General features: G+C 52.4%; 15 protein-coding genes. 1 reads left to right on the plus strand and 14 read right to left on the minus strand.

The window, feature by feature from the left end; translation table 11 throughout:
• Positions 1-14 precede the first annotated feature (14 nt).
• Genes RHD99_RS21055 through RHD99_RS21065 form a run of 3 tightly spaced genes read right to left on the minus strand, consistent with a single transcriptional unit; the run spans position 15 to position 2,937 of the window.
• A complete protein-coding gene (locus tag RHD99_RS21055) occupies positions 15-1,322 on the minus strand; it encodes a TRAP transporter large permease (protein WP_183272607.1) in 1,308 nt (435 codons plus the stop codon).
• 12 nt (positions 1,323-1,334) lie between these two features.
• A complete protein-coding gene (locus tag RHD99_RS21060) occupies positions 1,335-1,877 on the minus strand; it encodes a TRAP transporter small permease (protein WP_309876376.1) in 543 nt (180 codons plus the stop codon).
• Positions 1,878-1,923: 46 nt separating this feature from the next.
• Positions 1,924-2,937 (minus strand): TRAP transporter substrate-binding protein, encoded by a 1,014-nt coding sequence (locus tag RHD99_RS21065; RefSeq protein ID WP_221200571.1) that lies wholly within the window; start codon positions 2,935-2,937, stop codon positions 1,924-1,926.
• A gap of 273 nt (positions 2,938-3,210) precedes the next feature.
• Between RHD99_RS21065 and RHD99_RS21070 the strand changes: the two genes are divergently transcribed.
• A complete protein-coding gene (locus tag RHD99_RS21070; protein ID WP_309876378.1) occupies positions 3,211-4,149 on the plus strand; it encodes a LysR family transcriptional regulator in 939 nt (312 codons plus the stop codon).
• On the opposite strand, the gene mdcH is transcribed toward RHD99_RS21070, so the two are convergent.
• The 11 genes from mdcH to pmbA all read right to left on the minus strand — a co-directional run bounded on the left by mdcH (position 4,133) and on the right by pmbA (position 14,101).
• A complete protein-coding gene (mdcH, locus tag RHD99_RS21075; RefSeq protein ID WP_309876380.1) occupies positions 4,133-5,041 on the minus strand; it encodes a malonate decarboxylase subunit epsilon in 909 nt (302 codons plus the stop codon). The genes RHD99_RS21070 and mdcH overlap by 17 nt on opposite strands.
• Before the next feature lie 2 nt (positions 5,042-5,043).
• The gene (locus tag RHD99_RS21080) at positions 5,044-5,658 is read right to left on the minus strand and encodes a malonate decarboxylase holo-ACP synthase (protein ID WP_309876382.1); all 615 of its coding nucleotides are present in this window, start codon (positions 5,656-5,658) and stop codon (positions 5,044-5,046) included.
• Positions 5,659-5,661: 3 nt separating this feature from the next.
• A complete protein-coding gene (locus tag RHD99_RS21085; protein WP_309876384.1) occupies positions 5,662-6,621 on the minus strand; it encodes an AEC family transporter in 960 nt (319 codons plus the stop codon).
• A 133-nt stretch (positions 6,622-6,754) separates the two neighbouring features.
• Entirely contained in the window at positions 6,755-7,555 is an 801-nt protein-coding gene (gene mdcE, locus RHD99_RS21090; protein WP_309876386.1) for a biotin-independent malonate decarboxylase subunit gamma, read from the minus strand.
• Entirely contained in the window at positions 7,552-8,385 is an 834-nt protein-coding gene (locus tag RHD99_RS21095) for a biotin-independent malonate decarboxylase subunit beta (protein ID WP_309876387.1), read from the minus strand. Before RHD99_RS21095 ends, mdcE begins: the two co-directional genes overlap by 4 nt.
• Complete coding sequence (gene mdcC / locus RHD99_RS21100; RefSeq protein WP_183272599.1) at positions 8,378-8,677, minus strand: malonate decarboxylase acyl carrier protein; 300 nt, start codon at positions 8,675-8,677, stop codon at positions 8,378-8,380. Before mdcC ends, RHD99_RS21095 begins: the two co-directional genes overlap by 8 nt.
• Before the next feature lie 9 nt (positions 8,678-8,686).
• Positions 8,687-9,556 carry a triphosphoribosyl-dephospho-CoA synthase gene (locus RHD99_RS21105; RefSeq protein ID WP_309876390.1) on the minus strand — a complete coding sequence of 290 codons (870 nt, stop codon included), beginning with the start codon at positions 9,554-9,556 and terminating at the stop codon, positions 8,687-8,689.
• Positions 9,556-11,211, minus strand: coding sequence for a malonate decarboxylase subunit alpha (mdcA, locus tag RHD99_RS21110; RefSeq protein ID WP_183272597.1), 1,656 nt, complete (start codon positions 11,209-11,211; stop codon positions 9,556-9,558). Before mdcA ends, RHD99_RS21105 begins: the two co-directional genes overlap by 1 nt.
• Positions 11,212-11,443: 232 nt before the next feature.
• On the minus strand, positions 11,444-12,031 hold the full coding sequence (locus RHD99_RS21115) for a hypothetical protein (RefSeq protein WP_309876393.1): 588 nt from the start codon (positions 12,029-12,031) through the stop codon (positions 11,444-11,446).
• Positions 12,032-12,211: 180 nt separating this feature from the next.
• The gene (gene cybC / locus RHD99_RS21120; RefSeq protein WP_309876395.1) at positions 12,212-12,598 is read right to left on the minus strand and encodes a cytochrome b562; all 387 of its coding nucleotides are present in this window, start codon (positions 12,596-12,598) and stop codon (positions 12,212-12,214) included.
• A 150-nt stretch (positions 12,599-12,748) separates the two neighbouring features.
• Complete coding sequence (pmbA, locus tag RHD99_RS21125; RefSeq protein ID WP_183272594.1) at positions 12,749-14,101, minus strand: metalloprotease PmbA; 1,353 nt, start codon at positions 14,099-14,101, stop codon at positions 12,749-12,751.
• Positions 14,102-14,186: the final 85 nt, after the last annotated feature.

Consider the following 14,186-nt stretch of genomic DNA (forward strand, 5'->3'; position numbering starts at 1 on the left):
TCGCTCGTTTTTCTTTATTTCACCAGACCCATACTCTGTGGCAACGCCATGGAGATAGCCGGTAAATACGTCACCAGCATCAGAACCACCGCAATCACCGCGAAGAATGGCAACAGCGGTTTGATGACCCGCTCAATCTTAATATCCCCCACTTTACAGCCGGTAAATAAGATTGGCCCCACCGGCGGCGTAATCGTGCCGAGTGACAAGTTAAACACCATCATGATGCCAAACTGCACCGGGTCCATACCGAACTGCATGCAGATTGGCAGGAAGATTGGGGTGAAAATTAACACCGCAGGCGTTGGGTCCATAAAGGTCCCTACCAGCAGCAATACCACATTCATTATGAGCAGAATGACTATAAAGCTATCGGTTGCAGAAAGTAAACCGGAGGCAATCAGTGCCGGGATTTTAGTAAATGCCATCACCCACGACATAATAGACGACGCAGCCAGCATGAAAATAACGATAGCGGTCATTTTCGCCGTCGCGAGGAATATCTGCGGCAAATCTTCTACTTTAATATTGCGATAAATAATACCCAGCACCAGGGAATAAACCACCGCAATGGCTGAGGCTTCCGTTGCGGTAAATACGCCGCCGAGAATACCGCCGATAACCACGACAATCATCATCAGGCTTGGTACGGCATCAAACAGAATACGAAGCGTCTGGCCTTTATTCGCCGAGCGATCCGCAACATAACCACGGCGTTTAGCAATAAAGCCCGCCACCAACATCACGCCTAAACCCCACAGGATACCTGGGATATAACCGGCCATAAATAGCGCGGAAATAGAAACACTGCCCGCAACCGTTGCATAAACAATCAGTGAGTTGCTCGGTGGAATAAGCATTCCCGTTGGCGCAGAGGCAATGTTAACCGCGGCGCTAAACGCAGGATCGTACTGCTCTTTTTTCTGAATGGGCGACATGATGCCGCCGACGGCTGCCGCAGATGCCACGCCTGATCCACTGATGGAACCAAATAGCATGTTGGCAACCACGTTGGTCTGCGCTAATGGGCCCGGCAGGAAATTACTGATCATTTTTGCGCAGTTAATTAAACGAATGGCTATCCCGCCATTGTTCATTAAATTACCGGCCAGAATAAAGAAGGGAATGGCTAATAATGCAAAGGAGTCCAGGCCAACAAACACACGCTGCGCGGATGTGAGAATGGCACCATCGAAAGGTAAAATAAGACACATCGCAGCAAAGGATGAAATCCCAATACTGATACTAATTGGCGTTCCCGCCATCAGCAAAATAAACACTCCGCAAAACATTACCAGAGCAACAATAATGGCTATATCCATGTCGACACCTAATCAATCTTGTTTTGAAGAAAACTTTCTGAACAGCCCATATTGGTTATACAGGCAGTAGAACAGCGTCATTGCACCGCTTAACGGGATCGCAATGTAGATAATGCCGATAGGAATTTGTAACGCGGAATCAAGCTGTGCCATCTGGCGGCTCATACCGATGTAACCACCGATTGTCAGAACCAAAAATGCAAAGACAGAAGTGGCAAGCTCACCCAAGATTTCCAGTGAAATACGTAAGTTACGTGGCATTTTATCGCGCATAAACGTAATCGCCATATGCTCACGCAGACCAAAAACATAGGCCCCACCAATCAGGACCAGCCAGATAAACAAATAGCGCGCCAGCACTTCGCTGACCGCACTTGGGCTATTCAATAAGTAACGGGAAGCAACCTGCCAGGTCACCAGCAAAGTCATTAAACCTACAATCAGAATACACAGAGAGGACGCCACTTTATCAACGGCCAGTTTGACTCGCGTGACCTGCGAATAAATACCCGATTTGGGCACGGCAATTGAAGGAGCAGATTGAGCAGCTTTCATTTTTATCTCCACGGGGGCATTCCTGCCCCCTAACTTCTAAGCCTGATTACTTGGCCAACTCACGGATTTTTTCGTATAACGCTTTTTGTTCAGGGGTGGTCAACATCGCAGCCTGCAAGGGTTTGCAACGCTCCTGGAATGGCTTGATATCCACTTCGGTAAAGGTTGCACCATTGTCTTTCGCGGTCTGACGAGCGCCATCAAGCGCTTTATCCCAAAGCTCGAATTGAGTCTGAGTACTCTCTTTGGCTAATTTGCGGAACAATTCGCGGTCGCTTTCGTCCATTTTGGCAAGGAAGGTTTCGTTTGCGACTAACAGGTCAGCCACCATCACGTGACGGGTATTAGAGAAATAGGGAGCCACTTCGTATTGCTTGAGGTCAGCGTAGGTAATTTCGTTGTTTTCAGCGCCATCCAGAACGCCTTGCTGAATAGCGGAATAAACTTCACCCTGGCCCATTGGTACGCCCGTTCCCCCCATGCAACTGAGCATTTTGATCATCGTGTCAGACTGCATGACACGGATTTTTTTACCGTTCATGTCTGCCGGGCTGGTGACTGCAGCACCTTTGGTGTAAACGCTACGCGCGCCTGCGGTATATGCGGTTATCACTTCAAAACCCGTACCTTTCGTGGACGCAAACAGGCTATCCAGCACACCAGAAGTGAACACTTTGCGCTGGTGCTCAGGGTTGTCGTAGACATACGGCATCGCCAGAACCGAGAAGTTCTTATTGAAGTTTTCGACCAGTGGGTTCGCTACTACCGCCATTTGAATCGCACCAGATTGAACCAGTTCCAGTGAAGCGCGTTGATCGCCTAACAGTTCGTTAGGGTGGATTTCGAGTTTGTATCGGCCATTCGTTGCCGCTTCCAGTTTATCGCTGAAGGAGATTAACGCTTTGTATTGTGGGTTATTTTCAGATTGGTTAAATGCGGTTTTCAACATAACAGTGCCTGATGGAGCAGCGTCCTCGCCACATCCACTCAGCAAAATCGTTGCGGCAACAGCGGTAGCAACGAGCGAAATTTTTGGCATAACATCTTTCAAATGCAGCATCCCTAATACTCCCTATTATCCATAGTTTCATTGCGGAACTAGTTCAATTCGGAGGTATTTACTCACTGAATGATTGGATATTGAAACTATATTTCACTAAAAAAGAAATTTTGATTCATTTTGTAATTAAGATCGCAAAATCACGCCCCATTTAGCGCAAAAAACAGGCAATTTTTGTATTGAAAAACAACAAGGCGGGGATGAGTCAGTGAAGAAAGTGTGGTTTTAGGATACTTTATGGAAAATATGTAGAGCCAGGCATTCGGGCAATCAATGAAAATAGACGCAGAAATTACCTTCCGTAAGCTTGAAATATTCATGTCTTTTATGGAAAAGGGAAACATCGCCCGTACTGCTGAGGCGCTTGGGATCAGCGGTGTCAGCGTCCATCGCGCATTGCATACCCTTGAAGAAGGTGTTCGCTGCCCATTATTTATCCATAAAGGTCGCAATCTGGTGCCGCTGCCCGCGGCATTAACGCTGCTTGAACACAGCAAAGAAGTGGTAGAACTGATGGCACGGGGTATTACAGAAACCCGCCAGGCTGCAGGGGTTGGGCAAGGCCGACTGCGTATCGGCACGCTCTACTCATTGACGCTCGAAACCGTCCCACGCCTGATCATGGGGATGAAACTGCGTCGCCCGGAACTGGAAATGGATCTCACCATGGGTTCCAACCAAACGCTGCTCAATATGCTTGAAGACGGCGTGCTGGATGCCATTCTTATCTCTATCTCCGAAAGTGAAATCGACCGTAACCGCCTGGAAGTGCTGCCGCTTTTTCACGACGATATCTTCCTCGCCGCCTCCTCCTCATTCCCGCTTGATAACAGCAAGCTGGCAGATTTGCGTGATTATTCTGATGAGAAGTTTGTTTCGTTAGCCGAAGGGTTTGCGACTTACAAAGGTTTTCAGGAGGCCTTTCATATCGCCGGTTTTGAACCAGAAATTGTCACGCGAGTGAACGATATTTTCTCCATGCTCAGTCTGGTACAGGCGGGAGTGGGATTGTCGCTAATGCCGGGGCGCATGAAGAAAGTGTATGAAAATTCCGTGCAACTACTGAAGCTCGCCGAACCGTATCAAATGCAACAGTCCATCGCGATAGTGTTTGCCCGTAGCCGCGAACTCGACCCGAACTTATTGGCACTCGCCGCCGAAGGTCGCATGTACGCCCGTTCGTTTAGCGATACGCCTAACGAGCCGCTTTAACGCGCTCGGCCAGGCGCTTAATCAGCGCCACGCTGTTTTGTTCCGCACACAGCATTTCACCTTCACGGAATGCCTGCCGCGTCAGGCCCGTCAATACGCTACCTGGCGGCATTTCGATTGCCAGACGCACATCGCGTTCATTGGCGGCAATCATCGCATCACGCCAGCGAACCGTACGCGACATATTCAGCGCCAAATCTTCGGCAATGTGCTCCGGCTGCCAGGCCACGCGCGCGGTGCTGCCGCTAAGATACGTGCAGTTCGGGCGCGTTAGCGTGACTTCGCTAAATGCCTGTTGCAGTTTTAAAGCCGGTTCGCGCAGTAACTCGCAGTGCGACGGCACGCTGACCGCCAGCTGTTTTACCTTTTGCGCTCCAGTTGCCAACGCCTGTTGCGCGACGTTCGCCATCTCATCATCGCGCCCGGCGATCACGATTTGCTGCTCGGCGTTGATATTGGCGATGTACGTTCCGCTGCCTTTCACCAGCGCTTCCACCTGACTTAACTGCAAGCCGGTAATCGCTGTTAAACCATAACCTTGCGGGTAAGCCTGTTCCATTAAATCGCCACGCAGTGCAACTAAGCGCAGCGCGTCTTCAAAGCTTAAAGCCCCCGCGACAACCGCTGCGGGAAATGCGCCGATGGACAAACCGCACACCATATCCGGCACAACATCATGACGCTCAAGTTCAATTGCTGCAGCAACGCCCGCAATCAACAAACAAAGCTGAACCGCGCGGGTGTGTTTCAGCGCGTCTGGCGTATCGAGCGAATCCGTTTCATCGCCCAAAACGGCACGAACACGTGACAAAATCGCGCCATTCTGCGGTAACTGTTGCAACATGCCAGCACGTTGGGTTCCCTGCCCAGGGAAAGTGAACAGAATTTTCATGTTTAGCCCTTAAACGCCCATGGATCAGTGACAAGTTGTGGCCCGCTGTTGGTTTTCAGCAAAACACGCCCATCACGCAGCCATTCATTGAGCGCAAAAGCGCCGTGCGGCGTTTCGATTTGCGTATCAGCGCGACATAACAACTGCCCGGCGACCTGCTGCCATTCCCGCAATGCCTCGCGTTCAACGCGCTCCGGGCTTCGAATAATCAGGTCGAGATCGCTATCAGCATGCAGCACCGGAACTTCGGTCGCCAGCGCGTAACCCACGCTGCCCGTAATGCCCCAAATCCAGGGCCACTCACGCAGTGCGAGCTGAATTGCGCCCTGAACCGGTGGCATAGAAACAAACGGAGAGTTGATTAACAGATCGCGGGAAGCCAAAGATTCAGGGGAAATTACGCGTTTGATTTTCGCGGCTTTCACCCATCCTGCCGCCCGCTGGTCACGGCGCATTCCACGAACACCCACTGGAATGCGCCCTTCATGGTTGACATCACGTCGCACCACTACCGGTAGCACGAGCCGCCACTGGCTTGCCACCCACTCTTCACTCACACCTTCAAGTGCTGCGCTTTCGGTTAGCCAGAGTAAGTCGTGTGGGTGCGGTGCGTTCATGATTTACATTCCTGAAGTCAAAGAGATAAACAGCGGTAACGACAGGATAGAGAGCACAGAGCTCAACAGCAAGACGGCTTCTGCATCCGGTGATTGCACGCCGAAACGGTTGCCGAATACTACACCGAAGAAACCAGCAGACAGCGCGATCATCAGAATCGCGGTGATCGCAATCGGACCACTCAGACCCAGCGCCAGCACGATGCCCCAGGCAATGAACGGCTGAATCAGCAGTTTGGTAACGGTTGCCACGCACACCACAGTGTTAATTTTCAGCTTACGGGCAGAAAGGATAACACCGGTCAGGAACAGCGCGGCTGCGGTGGCAGACAAGCCCAACGGCTTGATAGACGACAGCAGCAAGTCAGGCATTTTGATGCCAATAGCCGACAGCACCACACCCAGCAGCGGACCCCAGACGATAGGTTTTTTCAGCGAACGCCACATCAGAACCGGCAGAATCGCAAGCGTAGAGCCTGCCACTTCGCCAGCCGCACGGGCTTTTTCACGTTCCAGAATCATCAGACAGAACGGAGTCATCAGTACGGAACCGCAAGCGATAGATACCGCAACAGACAATGACGTGGCTGGGCCTTCACCCAATACGCTTCCCAGAATAGGCAAACCAAGAGCCGCATAGTTTGGCAGCGCTACGGTCAACGTCAGTACCGCCGCATCCTGCGGAGATTTTTTGAAGACTTTAGTCGCCATAAAGTAGATAGCGGCGTAGGTGATCCACATCGCCAGAACCAGCACCACACTCATTGGCGACTGTTTGACGATACCGGCCCACGGAGTCTGAACCGTCGCGCTAAACAACGCGGCAGGAAGTGCAAAATCCATTACAAAGATATTGAGCAGGGAAACATTTTTGTTATCGACCATCTTTGCTTTGCCGGCGAAAAAGCCGAGCAGCATGATGACAAAAATGGGCGCAAGAGCATGAACAATCACGTAAGTCATAACTTCACCTGTAGTTAAAAAAAGAAATCTGGCACGAGCGCGATAGTTTTTATTTTCAGACGGCTATTTTTTATTGGGCACAACGATCGTGCCCATCGGGTCGCCTGGCAGGTCTGTCTTTTTAAAACGATGTTTACCAGATTGCCCGCATACGCTCGCGAACCAGAGCCGAGCTGCGGCGGTTTTCCGCATTCAACCGGCTTTTCAGAGTGTTATCGGTACGAGCCTCACGTACTGCGGTGATCAGCGCGGCATTCACTTTTTCCATGTCTTCGCATTGCGGCGCTTGCGGGTTCGCAATATCGAGCAGTGCGGATAACAGGCCCAGAGTTTCGTAGTTGCTGATGTCGTAAGCCATCGGTGGGATGGTCGCGGCCAGTTTTTCCAGCGCTTCGACAGTACGCAGCGTGATACGCGCTGCAGACTCTTTGCCCATCGCGTGGATCATCACGCCAGAATCGTTGAACGCGATCAAGCGGTTAGCCTGGTAGCCATGCGCCAGGAAGGCTCCGGACATCGCTTTGCCGACAATCAGGCCGATAACCGGATGGCCAGCCAGACGCGCATTGGCGTAAGCCGCTGCCGCACCGGCCAATGCCTGGTGGATACCAAACGCTTCTTCACGACGGCCATAAGCCTGGCTCGGTACATCGATCACCGCCACAATGGCGCGTTTTTCTGTCTTTTCAGCATCTTCGGCGATGGTTTCGCTAACCACTTTCGCCAGTGTCCAGCCTTCAAGCAGGCCAACTTCCCCACCCGCTGCGCGTGGATAATGGTTGTTTTCATCCGGCACAACCGCGATAAAGCGTGCGGCTTTGCCGTCAACTTCACCATCGGCAACCTGTACGGAGGCACACAATCCGGCCATGCGCGGGGCGCTGGCTGTCAGTTTGTCCAACCAAATGGCGGCGCGATTCAGTTTCTGGCTCATGCGCGTTTCTCCCCAAAAAGCTGTTTAATCTGTTCGGCATCGGCTTGTTTGCGTGTGTCGAAATTGTTCAGGCGTTCCAGAAACTCTGCGTAGTTATCAGTACGATGTTGAGCAGGAACCCCTTTGGCGAGTGCGTCGTTAACCGCTTGTTTGATCGCGTTAACACCATCACCCACCAGCGCTTCAACAAAACCGCTTTGGTAGCGAACTTCGCCACCGGTCATGCTCCAGATAAACGGACGGTTACGGGAGTCGTATTCATCAATCCCCGCTTCCTGTTCGATAACCTGCGGACCGTTCAGACCCAGGCGGGCTTCACGCGTCACAATCAGGTAGCTGCAAAGTGCCGCCGCGATGGACATCCCGCCGAAGCAACCCACGGTTCCCGCCACCACACCGATAACCGGCGTGTAACGGCGAAGATCAACAATAGCTGCGTGAATATCGGCAATTGCCGCGAGGCCAAGGTTCGCTTCCTGCAAACGCACACCGCCGGTTTCGAGGCACAAAACGGCCTGGGTCGGAATGCCGTTGCGGTTGTCTTCTGCTGCCAGTTCAAGGGCCGCGGCCATTTTCGCGCCGGAAACTTCGCCCATGCTGCCGCCCTGGAAAGCGCCTTCGATGGCAATCACGACCGCCGGGCCGCCGTTAATGGTGCCTTTGGCAACCACCATGCCGTCGTCAGATTGCACCACGATGCCCTGGGCTTCTAGCCACGGTGAAACAATGCCTTCGAACGGGTCGAGCAGCTCGCGGAAGCTGCCGTCATCCAGCAACAGGCGCGCACGTTCACGCGCTTTGAGTTCGATAAAGCTGCTGTCGTTACGCATGGGCAACCTCTTCAAAAACTTGTTCGATACGAATACGGGCCACACCTGGCGTCGCGCCAAAATCGTGGATCTGCATCTGCCCGGCAGGAAGGCTGGCTAACGCGCCGATGCGCTCAAACAGGGACTGCCAGCGTTGTTCGCTGTTATCTACGGACGTCGTGATGTTGATAGTCAGGGTTTCACCCTGAGTCGCCGTAAACAGAACTTCCATATCACCGGAGCCAACTACACCCGCCAGCGCTTTGCCGCTAACGGTGCGAGTTGCCGGAAATGACAACGTAATGTGTTCCATAACACCCTCTTAAATAAGTGTGTGAAGCGGGGTTGTATCAATCGCGATGCTGTCCATCAGCAGCGTGGCTGCCAGCAAATCGGCGGCTCCGCCCGGTGAGGCGTTAAGTGCCAGCATTTGCTTATCAAGCCAGGCTAATGCCGCTCGCCCTTCGACGGTTGCCGTGCCGCCTGCCACCAGCACGCTACGCGCACCGTTTTGCATCACTTCCAGGCCTTCAAGTCCAGCGCGTGAAAGCACGCAGGTGTCGCTAAGCGAGGTCATGATGGCCATCAGCGCATCCAACCGAGCCTGCTGCTCGGTTGCACCAGACTGACGGCTACGACGCAGTTGCGGCAACGCAAGATTCATGATGTGCGGAAAGCCAAGCTGCGCCTCTTCGCGAGCGCCGTGGACGCGATAACGCCGTGTGGCGAGCAACCCCTTGCTGAAAACTTTTGGTGCTGAGCTGTCCGGCAGGCTGGCAAGTTTTGCGGCAGTTGCTGCAATGTCTGAACTACTGCCTTCTAAGCCGTGCATCGCGGCGGCACTCACCAGTAATCCGAGCGCCCAGATAGCACCCCGGTGAGTGTTTACTCCGCCTGTAGCCACCATCATCTGCACTTCGCCTTCGCGGCCTAAACGGCCAACCAGTTGACGCAGTGCGATATCAGCCGGACGCTGCCAGCTTTGTAACGCAAGAGCATGAAACGTCGGGGAAAGGCTGTGCGCTGAGCGCTCCATCAGGTCCAGGGTCAGATCGTGATGAGCCCCGTTTCCCCGGCTGTCCACCAGACCGGGTTTCGGACTCAGGCGTACTTCTTCGATCAAGCTTTGGGTGGCAACCCGAGCAAGCCAAAGCGCCCCGCCCTCAACACCCATCTGTGGCTGTAGTTTCATTACCAGCTCCGGAATTTCGCAGGTGGGTTATAAAGACCGCCAGACCATTCCACTAAATCCGCTACGCTGCTGGCTGCCAGCAGTGAACGGGTGGCGTCGGTGCGGCGAATGCCCATGTCTTCCGGGAAGACCACTTTTCCGCTTTGGCGAAGTGCGGCAACGCGTTTCGCATCAACGCCCAGACCGATATCGGTGATCCCCGCAACAGAAGCCACCATCGCACGGCGTTCTTCAAGGCTTTCAGCGCGATACAAATACGCGATGCCTTCTTCGGTCAGTACGTGGGTCACGTCGTCGCCGTAAATCATCACCGGAGCCAGTGGCATTGCGGAGGCTTTCGCTACGTCAACGGCATCGAGTTTTTCAACAAACGTGGGTTTAACGCCGGCCTGGAAGGTTTCCACCATCTGCACAACCAGCTTACGGCCACGTTGCATCAGATCGGGCTGAGCCTGCATCGCAAGCCAGGCGGCAGTAGCATGACGGCGACCGTGTGGATCGTGGCCCATATTTGGCGCACCGCCGAAACCGGACAGACGACCACGAGTGACCGTTGAGGAGTTGGCGTAACCGTCAACCTGCAAGGTGGAACCGATAAACATATCCACCGCGTACTGGCCTGCCAGCTGGCAGAACGCACGGTTCGAACGCATCGAACCATCGGCACCGGTAAAGAACACATCCGGACGAGCACGAACGTACTCTTCCATACCCAGTTCACCGCCGAAGCAGTGCACAGTTTCAACCCAGCCGCTTTCAATGGCAGGTATCAAGGTTGGGTGCGGGTTTAGCGTCCAGTGTTTACAGATTTTGCCTTTCAGTCCGAGCTGTTCGCCGTAGGTTGGCAGCAGCAGTTCGATGGCGGCGGTGTTAAAACCGATGCCGTGGTTGAGCGATTGCACCTGATGTTCCGCATAGATGCCTTTAATCGCCATCATCGCCATCAGAATGTGTTCTTGCTTAATCAAGCGCGGATCGCGGGTAAACAGCGGCTCGATAAAGAACGGTTTATCGGCAACAACCACGTAATCAACCCACGAGCCCGGAATATCAACACGCGGCAGGTCACATTCGTCGTCTACCAGTTCGTTAACCTGGGCGATCACAATGCCGTCGTGGAAGGCAGCCGCTTCGACTAACGCTGGGGTATCTTCAGTGCTGGCACCGGTATACAGGTTGCCTTTGCGGTCGGCTTTAAAACCGGCAATTAATGCCACGTTTGGAACCAGATCCACATACAAGCGGGAATAGAGTTCGATGTAGGTATGAATTGCGCCAATCTCTAACTGACCGTCTTCAAGCAGCTGCGAGATACGCAGGCTTTGGGTGCCAGAGAAGGAGAAATCGAGCTTGCGGGCAATCCCTTTTTCAAAAATATCAAGGTGTTCGCTGCGACCGACGCTCGGCATGATCATATGCAGGTCGTGAACTTTGGATGGACTCACTTCGGCCAACATGCGGGAAAGGAAATCCGCCTGTTTTTGGTTATTGCCTTCAAGCACCACACGATCGCCGGGAGCGATCAGTTTTTCCAGCATATCGACAAGGCCTTCGGTTGGAAGCACCTTGCCCTGCACGTTGGTGGAAGCCATACGACGCTGTTTCTCGATGCGACGTGTGTTCCAGACTCGTGCTGGCTTTTGGTAAGCCGTCATTTTAACCTCCTGATTCAGCGCATCATTCTGATTTGCTTTAGTCTGGTTAAATTGTGCGCCTGACTGGTTAGACCATCAATTAAGCTCAGGGACTAATCATTAGCCTTAGAGTAACAATGGATATTGAGTTTTGTGACAGGGGTAGATAGCGGTAAGGAGGGTTTTGTCGCAGGGGATTTTTATTGGTACCCCTCTTTCCCACAGACAGAAAGAGGGGCTGACGCAAGCGCTATTACGATTTAGCGGCTGGATGCGCGGTAATTTGAATTGAGTCGGTGTAAGTCACACGCACGCTCTGGTTAACTTTAAGATCTTTCAAGCGAGCCTGAACCTCAGGATCTTCAACCGTAATCACTTTCTCCTGCCCTTTAGGACCGACAAAAGTCACTTCGTTCTTCTTCACATCAATGTGTTTAATTTTGAGCTGAACGTTAACCTGGCGGAAAGCTTCGTGCTCTGGGCTATCTTTGATCGCTTTTTCCATGCCTTTGGTTGATGAAGCGGTCGGTGCGGCTTTATCAACATCGGTATCAAATGCAACGGCAACGGAGCGGGTCACGGTGGTATCAACAGTGTCACCCGCTTTCAAATTTGCCAGAGTACCGGCTTCTTCAGGAACATTGAGCGAAACTTTATTGCCTTGCTCACCTTCCAGCACTACAACATGGTTTTTTTGATCGACTGAAACCACTTTCGCGGAAAAGTGATCGGCCTGGAGATCACCCGCTACAGGCAGAAGTGTGGCATTTGCAGAGAAAACACTGAACGCAAGCAGCGAAACAGTTGCGGCACCTTTGGCAATGGTACGAATCGGTTTCATAAATCGGATGTCCTTATAAAGAATAAAATAACTTATATACCCTAAATAATTCGAGTTACAGGTAGGCGGCAAACTCATAAATCCCCAGGAGCTTACTTGAGTAAGTGACTGGGGTGAGTGAGTGCAGCCAACACCCCTGCAGCTCGAAGTATGACGGGTATAGGGTTGATCAGTATTACCTTAGCGGTACTTCTTATGGTAGGCATTGCGAGTGGTTTTAAAATCTTCTGCCGCCGCCTGTGCTTCTTTCACTTTACCTTCGTTGGCAAGTTTCAACGCTCCATCAATTTGTCCCACCAGCAGATCCAAACCGTGACGATAGTCTTTCAGTTTTGCGCTGTCTGGTGCTTCGTTTTCAAGCTTAGGTGGAGTGCCTTTTTGCGCATCCAGTGCGGCGGTGCGCATATTATTGAGCGAGGTTTTTAGTGTTGCCGCATTGTCGGTACTCAATACGGTTTTGTAGTTTTCCGCGATAGTGTCCATGTCGTCACCGACTTCTTTCGCCATCACTGAATGAGTCAATAACACGGACGATACAGCCAACATTGCAATCAGTTGTTTTCTCATTACTTCACCTTTTTAAAAGTTATATAAACCCAAAATAATTCGAGTTGCAGGCAGGCGGCAATCGAACGAACCCCCAGGAACTTACATCAGCAAGTGACTGGGGTGAGTGAGAGCAGCCAACGCATCTGCAGCTTGAAGTATGGAGGGTTTTTACTGCCCGGCGATTTTCATCTCCGGTAACAGCACTGAACCACACTGAATGTTACTGCGCTTCTCAATATCACTGCCTACTGTGACAATTTCTCGCCACATATCTTTTAAATTTCCGGCGATGGTAATTTCACTCACCGGATACTGGATTTCGCCATTCTCAACCCAGAAACCAGACGCGCCACGCGAATAGTCGCCGGTGATGCCGCTTACGCCCTGGCCCATCAATTCAGTGACCACCAGACCCGTGCCCATCTCTTTTAGCATCCCGTCGAAGTCCAAACCGCGCCCTTCGATTCGCCAGTTATGGATACCACCCGCATGGCCGGTGCTTTTCAGGCCCAGTTTGCGGGCAGAATAGTTGGTCAGCAGCCATTGTTGCAGGATGCCGTCTTTAATAATGTCGCGGCGCTCTGTGCGAACCCCTTCACTATCAAACGGCGTGGATGCCAGGCCTTTGAGCAGATGCGGGTGTTCTTCAATTGTCAGCCATTCCGGCAGGATTTGCTTCCCGAGCGAATCAAGCAGGAAAGTCGATTTACGGTAAACCGAGCCACCTGCAATCGCGCCAACCAAATGCCCGAACAGGCCGGTTGCTGCTTCGGCAGCAAAAATAACCGGTGCTTTCATGGTAGACAATTTACGCGGAGACAGACGTGCCAGCGTGCGGCGAGCGCACTCAATGCCAACGGATTCCGGGCTATCCAGGTCTTCCATCGCACGGCCAATGGTGTACGCGTAATCACGTTCCATCTCACCGTTCACTTCTGCAATCACACAGCTTGAAAGCGAGTGGCGAGTCGAGCAATAGCTTTGCAGCATGCCGTTACTGTTGCCGAACACTTTAATGCCGTAGTGGCTGTTAAAGCTGCCGCCTTCGGTATTGTTGATGCGCTTATCGACGTTCAGTGACGCGTTTTCAGCGCGCGCAGCCAGCTCAATGGCGCGGTCGGCGTCCATTTCAGTGGGGTGGAAAAGATCTAAATCTGGCGCGTCAAAGGCCAGTAATTCTTTATCAGCCACACCCGCGAACGGATCTGGCGACGTGTAGCGGGCGATATCCAAAGCAGCCTGCACGGTACGCGCCACGGCATCCGGGCTGAGATCGGTGGTGGAGGCACTGCCTTTACGGTTTTGATGATAGACGGTGATGCCTAACGCACCATCGCTGTTAAATTCGACATTTTCCACCTCACCGTATCGCGTACTGACGCTGATACCAGTGGTTTTACTGACGGCAACTTCTGCGCCATCGGACTGAGCGGAGGCCAGTTCCAGCGCCTGAGATACTGCGTGTTCCAGAACCTGACGTTGTTGTGCTACTTGCGTGTTTACTTTCATCGCTACTGCCATAATGTAAGGTGAGTGATTTAAGTCTAACAGGAACAGAACAATTTCGCAGTGAACAGGCTTTACTGGTAGAATTAGCCACTTTTTT

The sequence above is a fragment of the Buttiauxella selenatireducens genome (assembly GCF_031432975.1).
In the GTDB taxonomy this organism is placed as follows: domain Bacteria; phylum Pseudomonadota; class Gammaproteobacteria; order Enterobacterales; family Enterobacteriaceae; genus Buttiauxella; species Buttiauxella selenatireducens.

What these genes read in the sequence shown, in the direction of transcription:
- RHD99_RS21105 (WP_309876390.1), bottom strand. Translation starts at nt 9,556, where the DNA reads ATGAAACTACAGCCACAGATGGGTGTTGAGGGCGGGGCGCTTTGGCTT.
- RHD99_RS21060 (WP_309876376.1), bottom strand. Translation starts at nt 1,877, where the DNA reads ATGAAAGCTGCTCAATCTGCTCCTTCAATTGCCGTGCCCAAATCGGGT.
- pmbA (WP_183272594.1), bottom strand. Translation starts at nt 14,101, where the DNA reads ATGGCAGTAGCGATGAAAGTAAACACGCAAGTAGCACAACAACGTCAG.
- mdcA (WP_183272597.1), bottom strand. Translation starts at nt 11,211, where the DNA reads ATGACGGCTTACCAAAAGCCAGCACGAGTCTGGAACACACGTCGCATC.
- mdcE (WP_309876386.1), bottom strand. Translation starts at nt 7,555, where the DNA reads ATGAGCCAGAAACTGAATCGCGCCGCCATTTGGTTGGACAAACTGACA.
- RHD99_RS21115 (WP_309876393.1), bottom strand. Translation starts at nt 12,031, where the DNA reads ATGAAACCGATTCGTACCATTGCCAAAGGTGCCGCAACTGTTTCGCTG.
- RHD99_RS21070 (WP_309876378.1), top strand. Translation starts at nt 3,211, where the DNA reads ATGAAAATAGACGCAGAAATTACCTTCCGTAAGCTTGAAATATTCATG.
- RHD99_RS21055 (WP_183272607.1), bottom strand. Translation starts at nt 1,322, where the DNA reads ATGGATATAGCCATTATTGTTGCTCTGGTAATGTTTTGCGGAGTGTTT.
- cybC (WP_309876395.1), bottom strand. Translation starts at nt 12,598, where the DNA reads ATGAGAAAACAACTGATTGCAATGTTGGCTGTATCGTCCGTGTTATTG.
- RHD99_RS21080 (WP_309876382.1), bottom strand. Translation starts at nt 5,658, where the DNA reads ATGAACGCACCGCACCCACACGACTTACTCTGGCTAACCGAAAGCGCA.
- mdcC (WP_183272599.1), bottom strand. Translation starts at nt 8,677, where the DNA reads ATGGAACACATTACGTTGTCATTTCCGGCAACTCGCACCGTTAGCGGC.
- mdcH (WP_309876380.1), bottom strand. Translation starts at nt 5,041, where the DNA reads ATGAAAATTCTGTTCACTTTCCCTGGGCAGGGAACCCAACGTGCTGGC.
- RHD99_RS21065 (WP_221200571.1), bottom strand. Translation starts at nt 2,937, where the DNA reads ATGCTGCATTTGAAAGATGTTATGCCAAAAATTTCGCTCGTTGCTACC.
- RHD99_RS21095 (WP_309876387.1), bottom strand. Translation starts at nt 8,385, where the DNA reads ATGCGTAACGACAGCAGCTTTATCGAACTCAAAGCGCGTGAACGTGCG.
- RHD99_RS21085 (WP_309876384.1), bottom strand. Translation starts at nt 6,621, where the DNA reads ATGACTTACGTGATTGTTCATGCTCTTGCGCCCATTTTTGTCATCATG.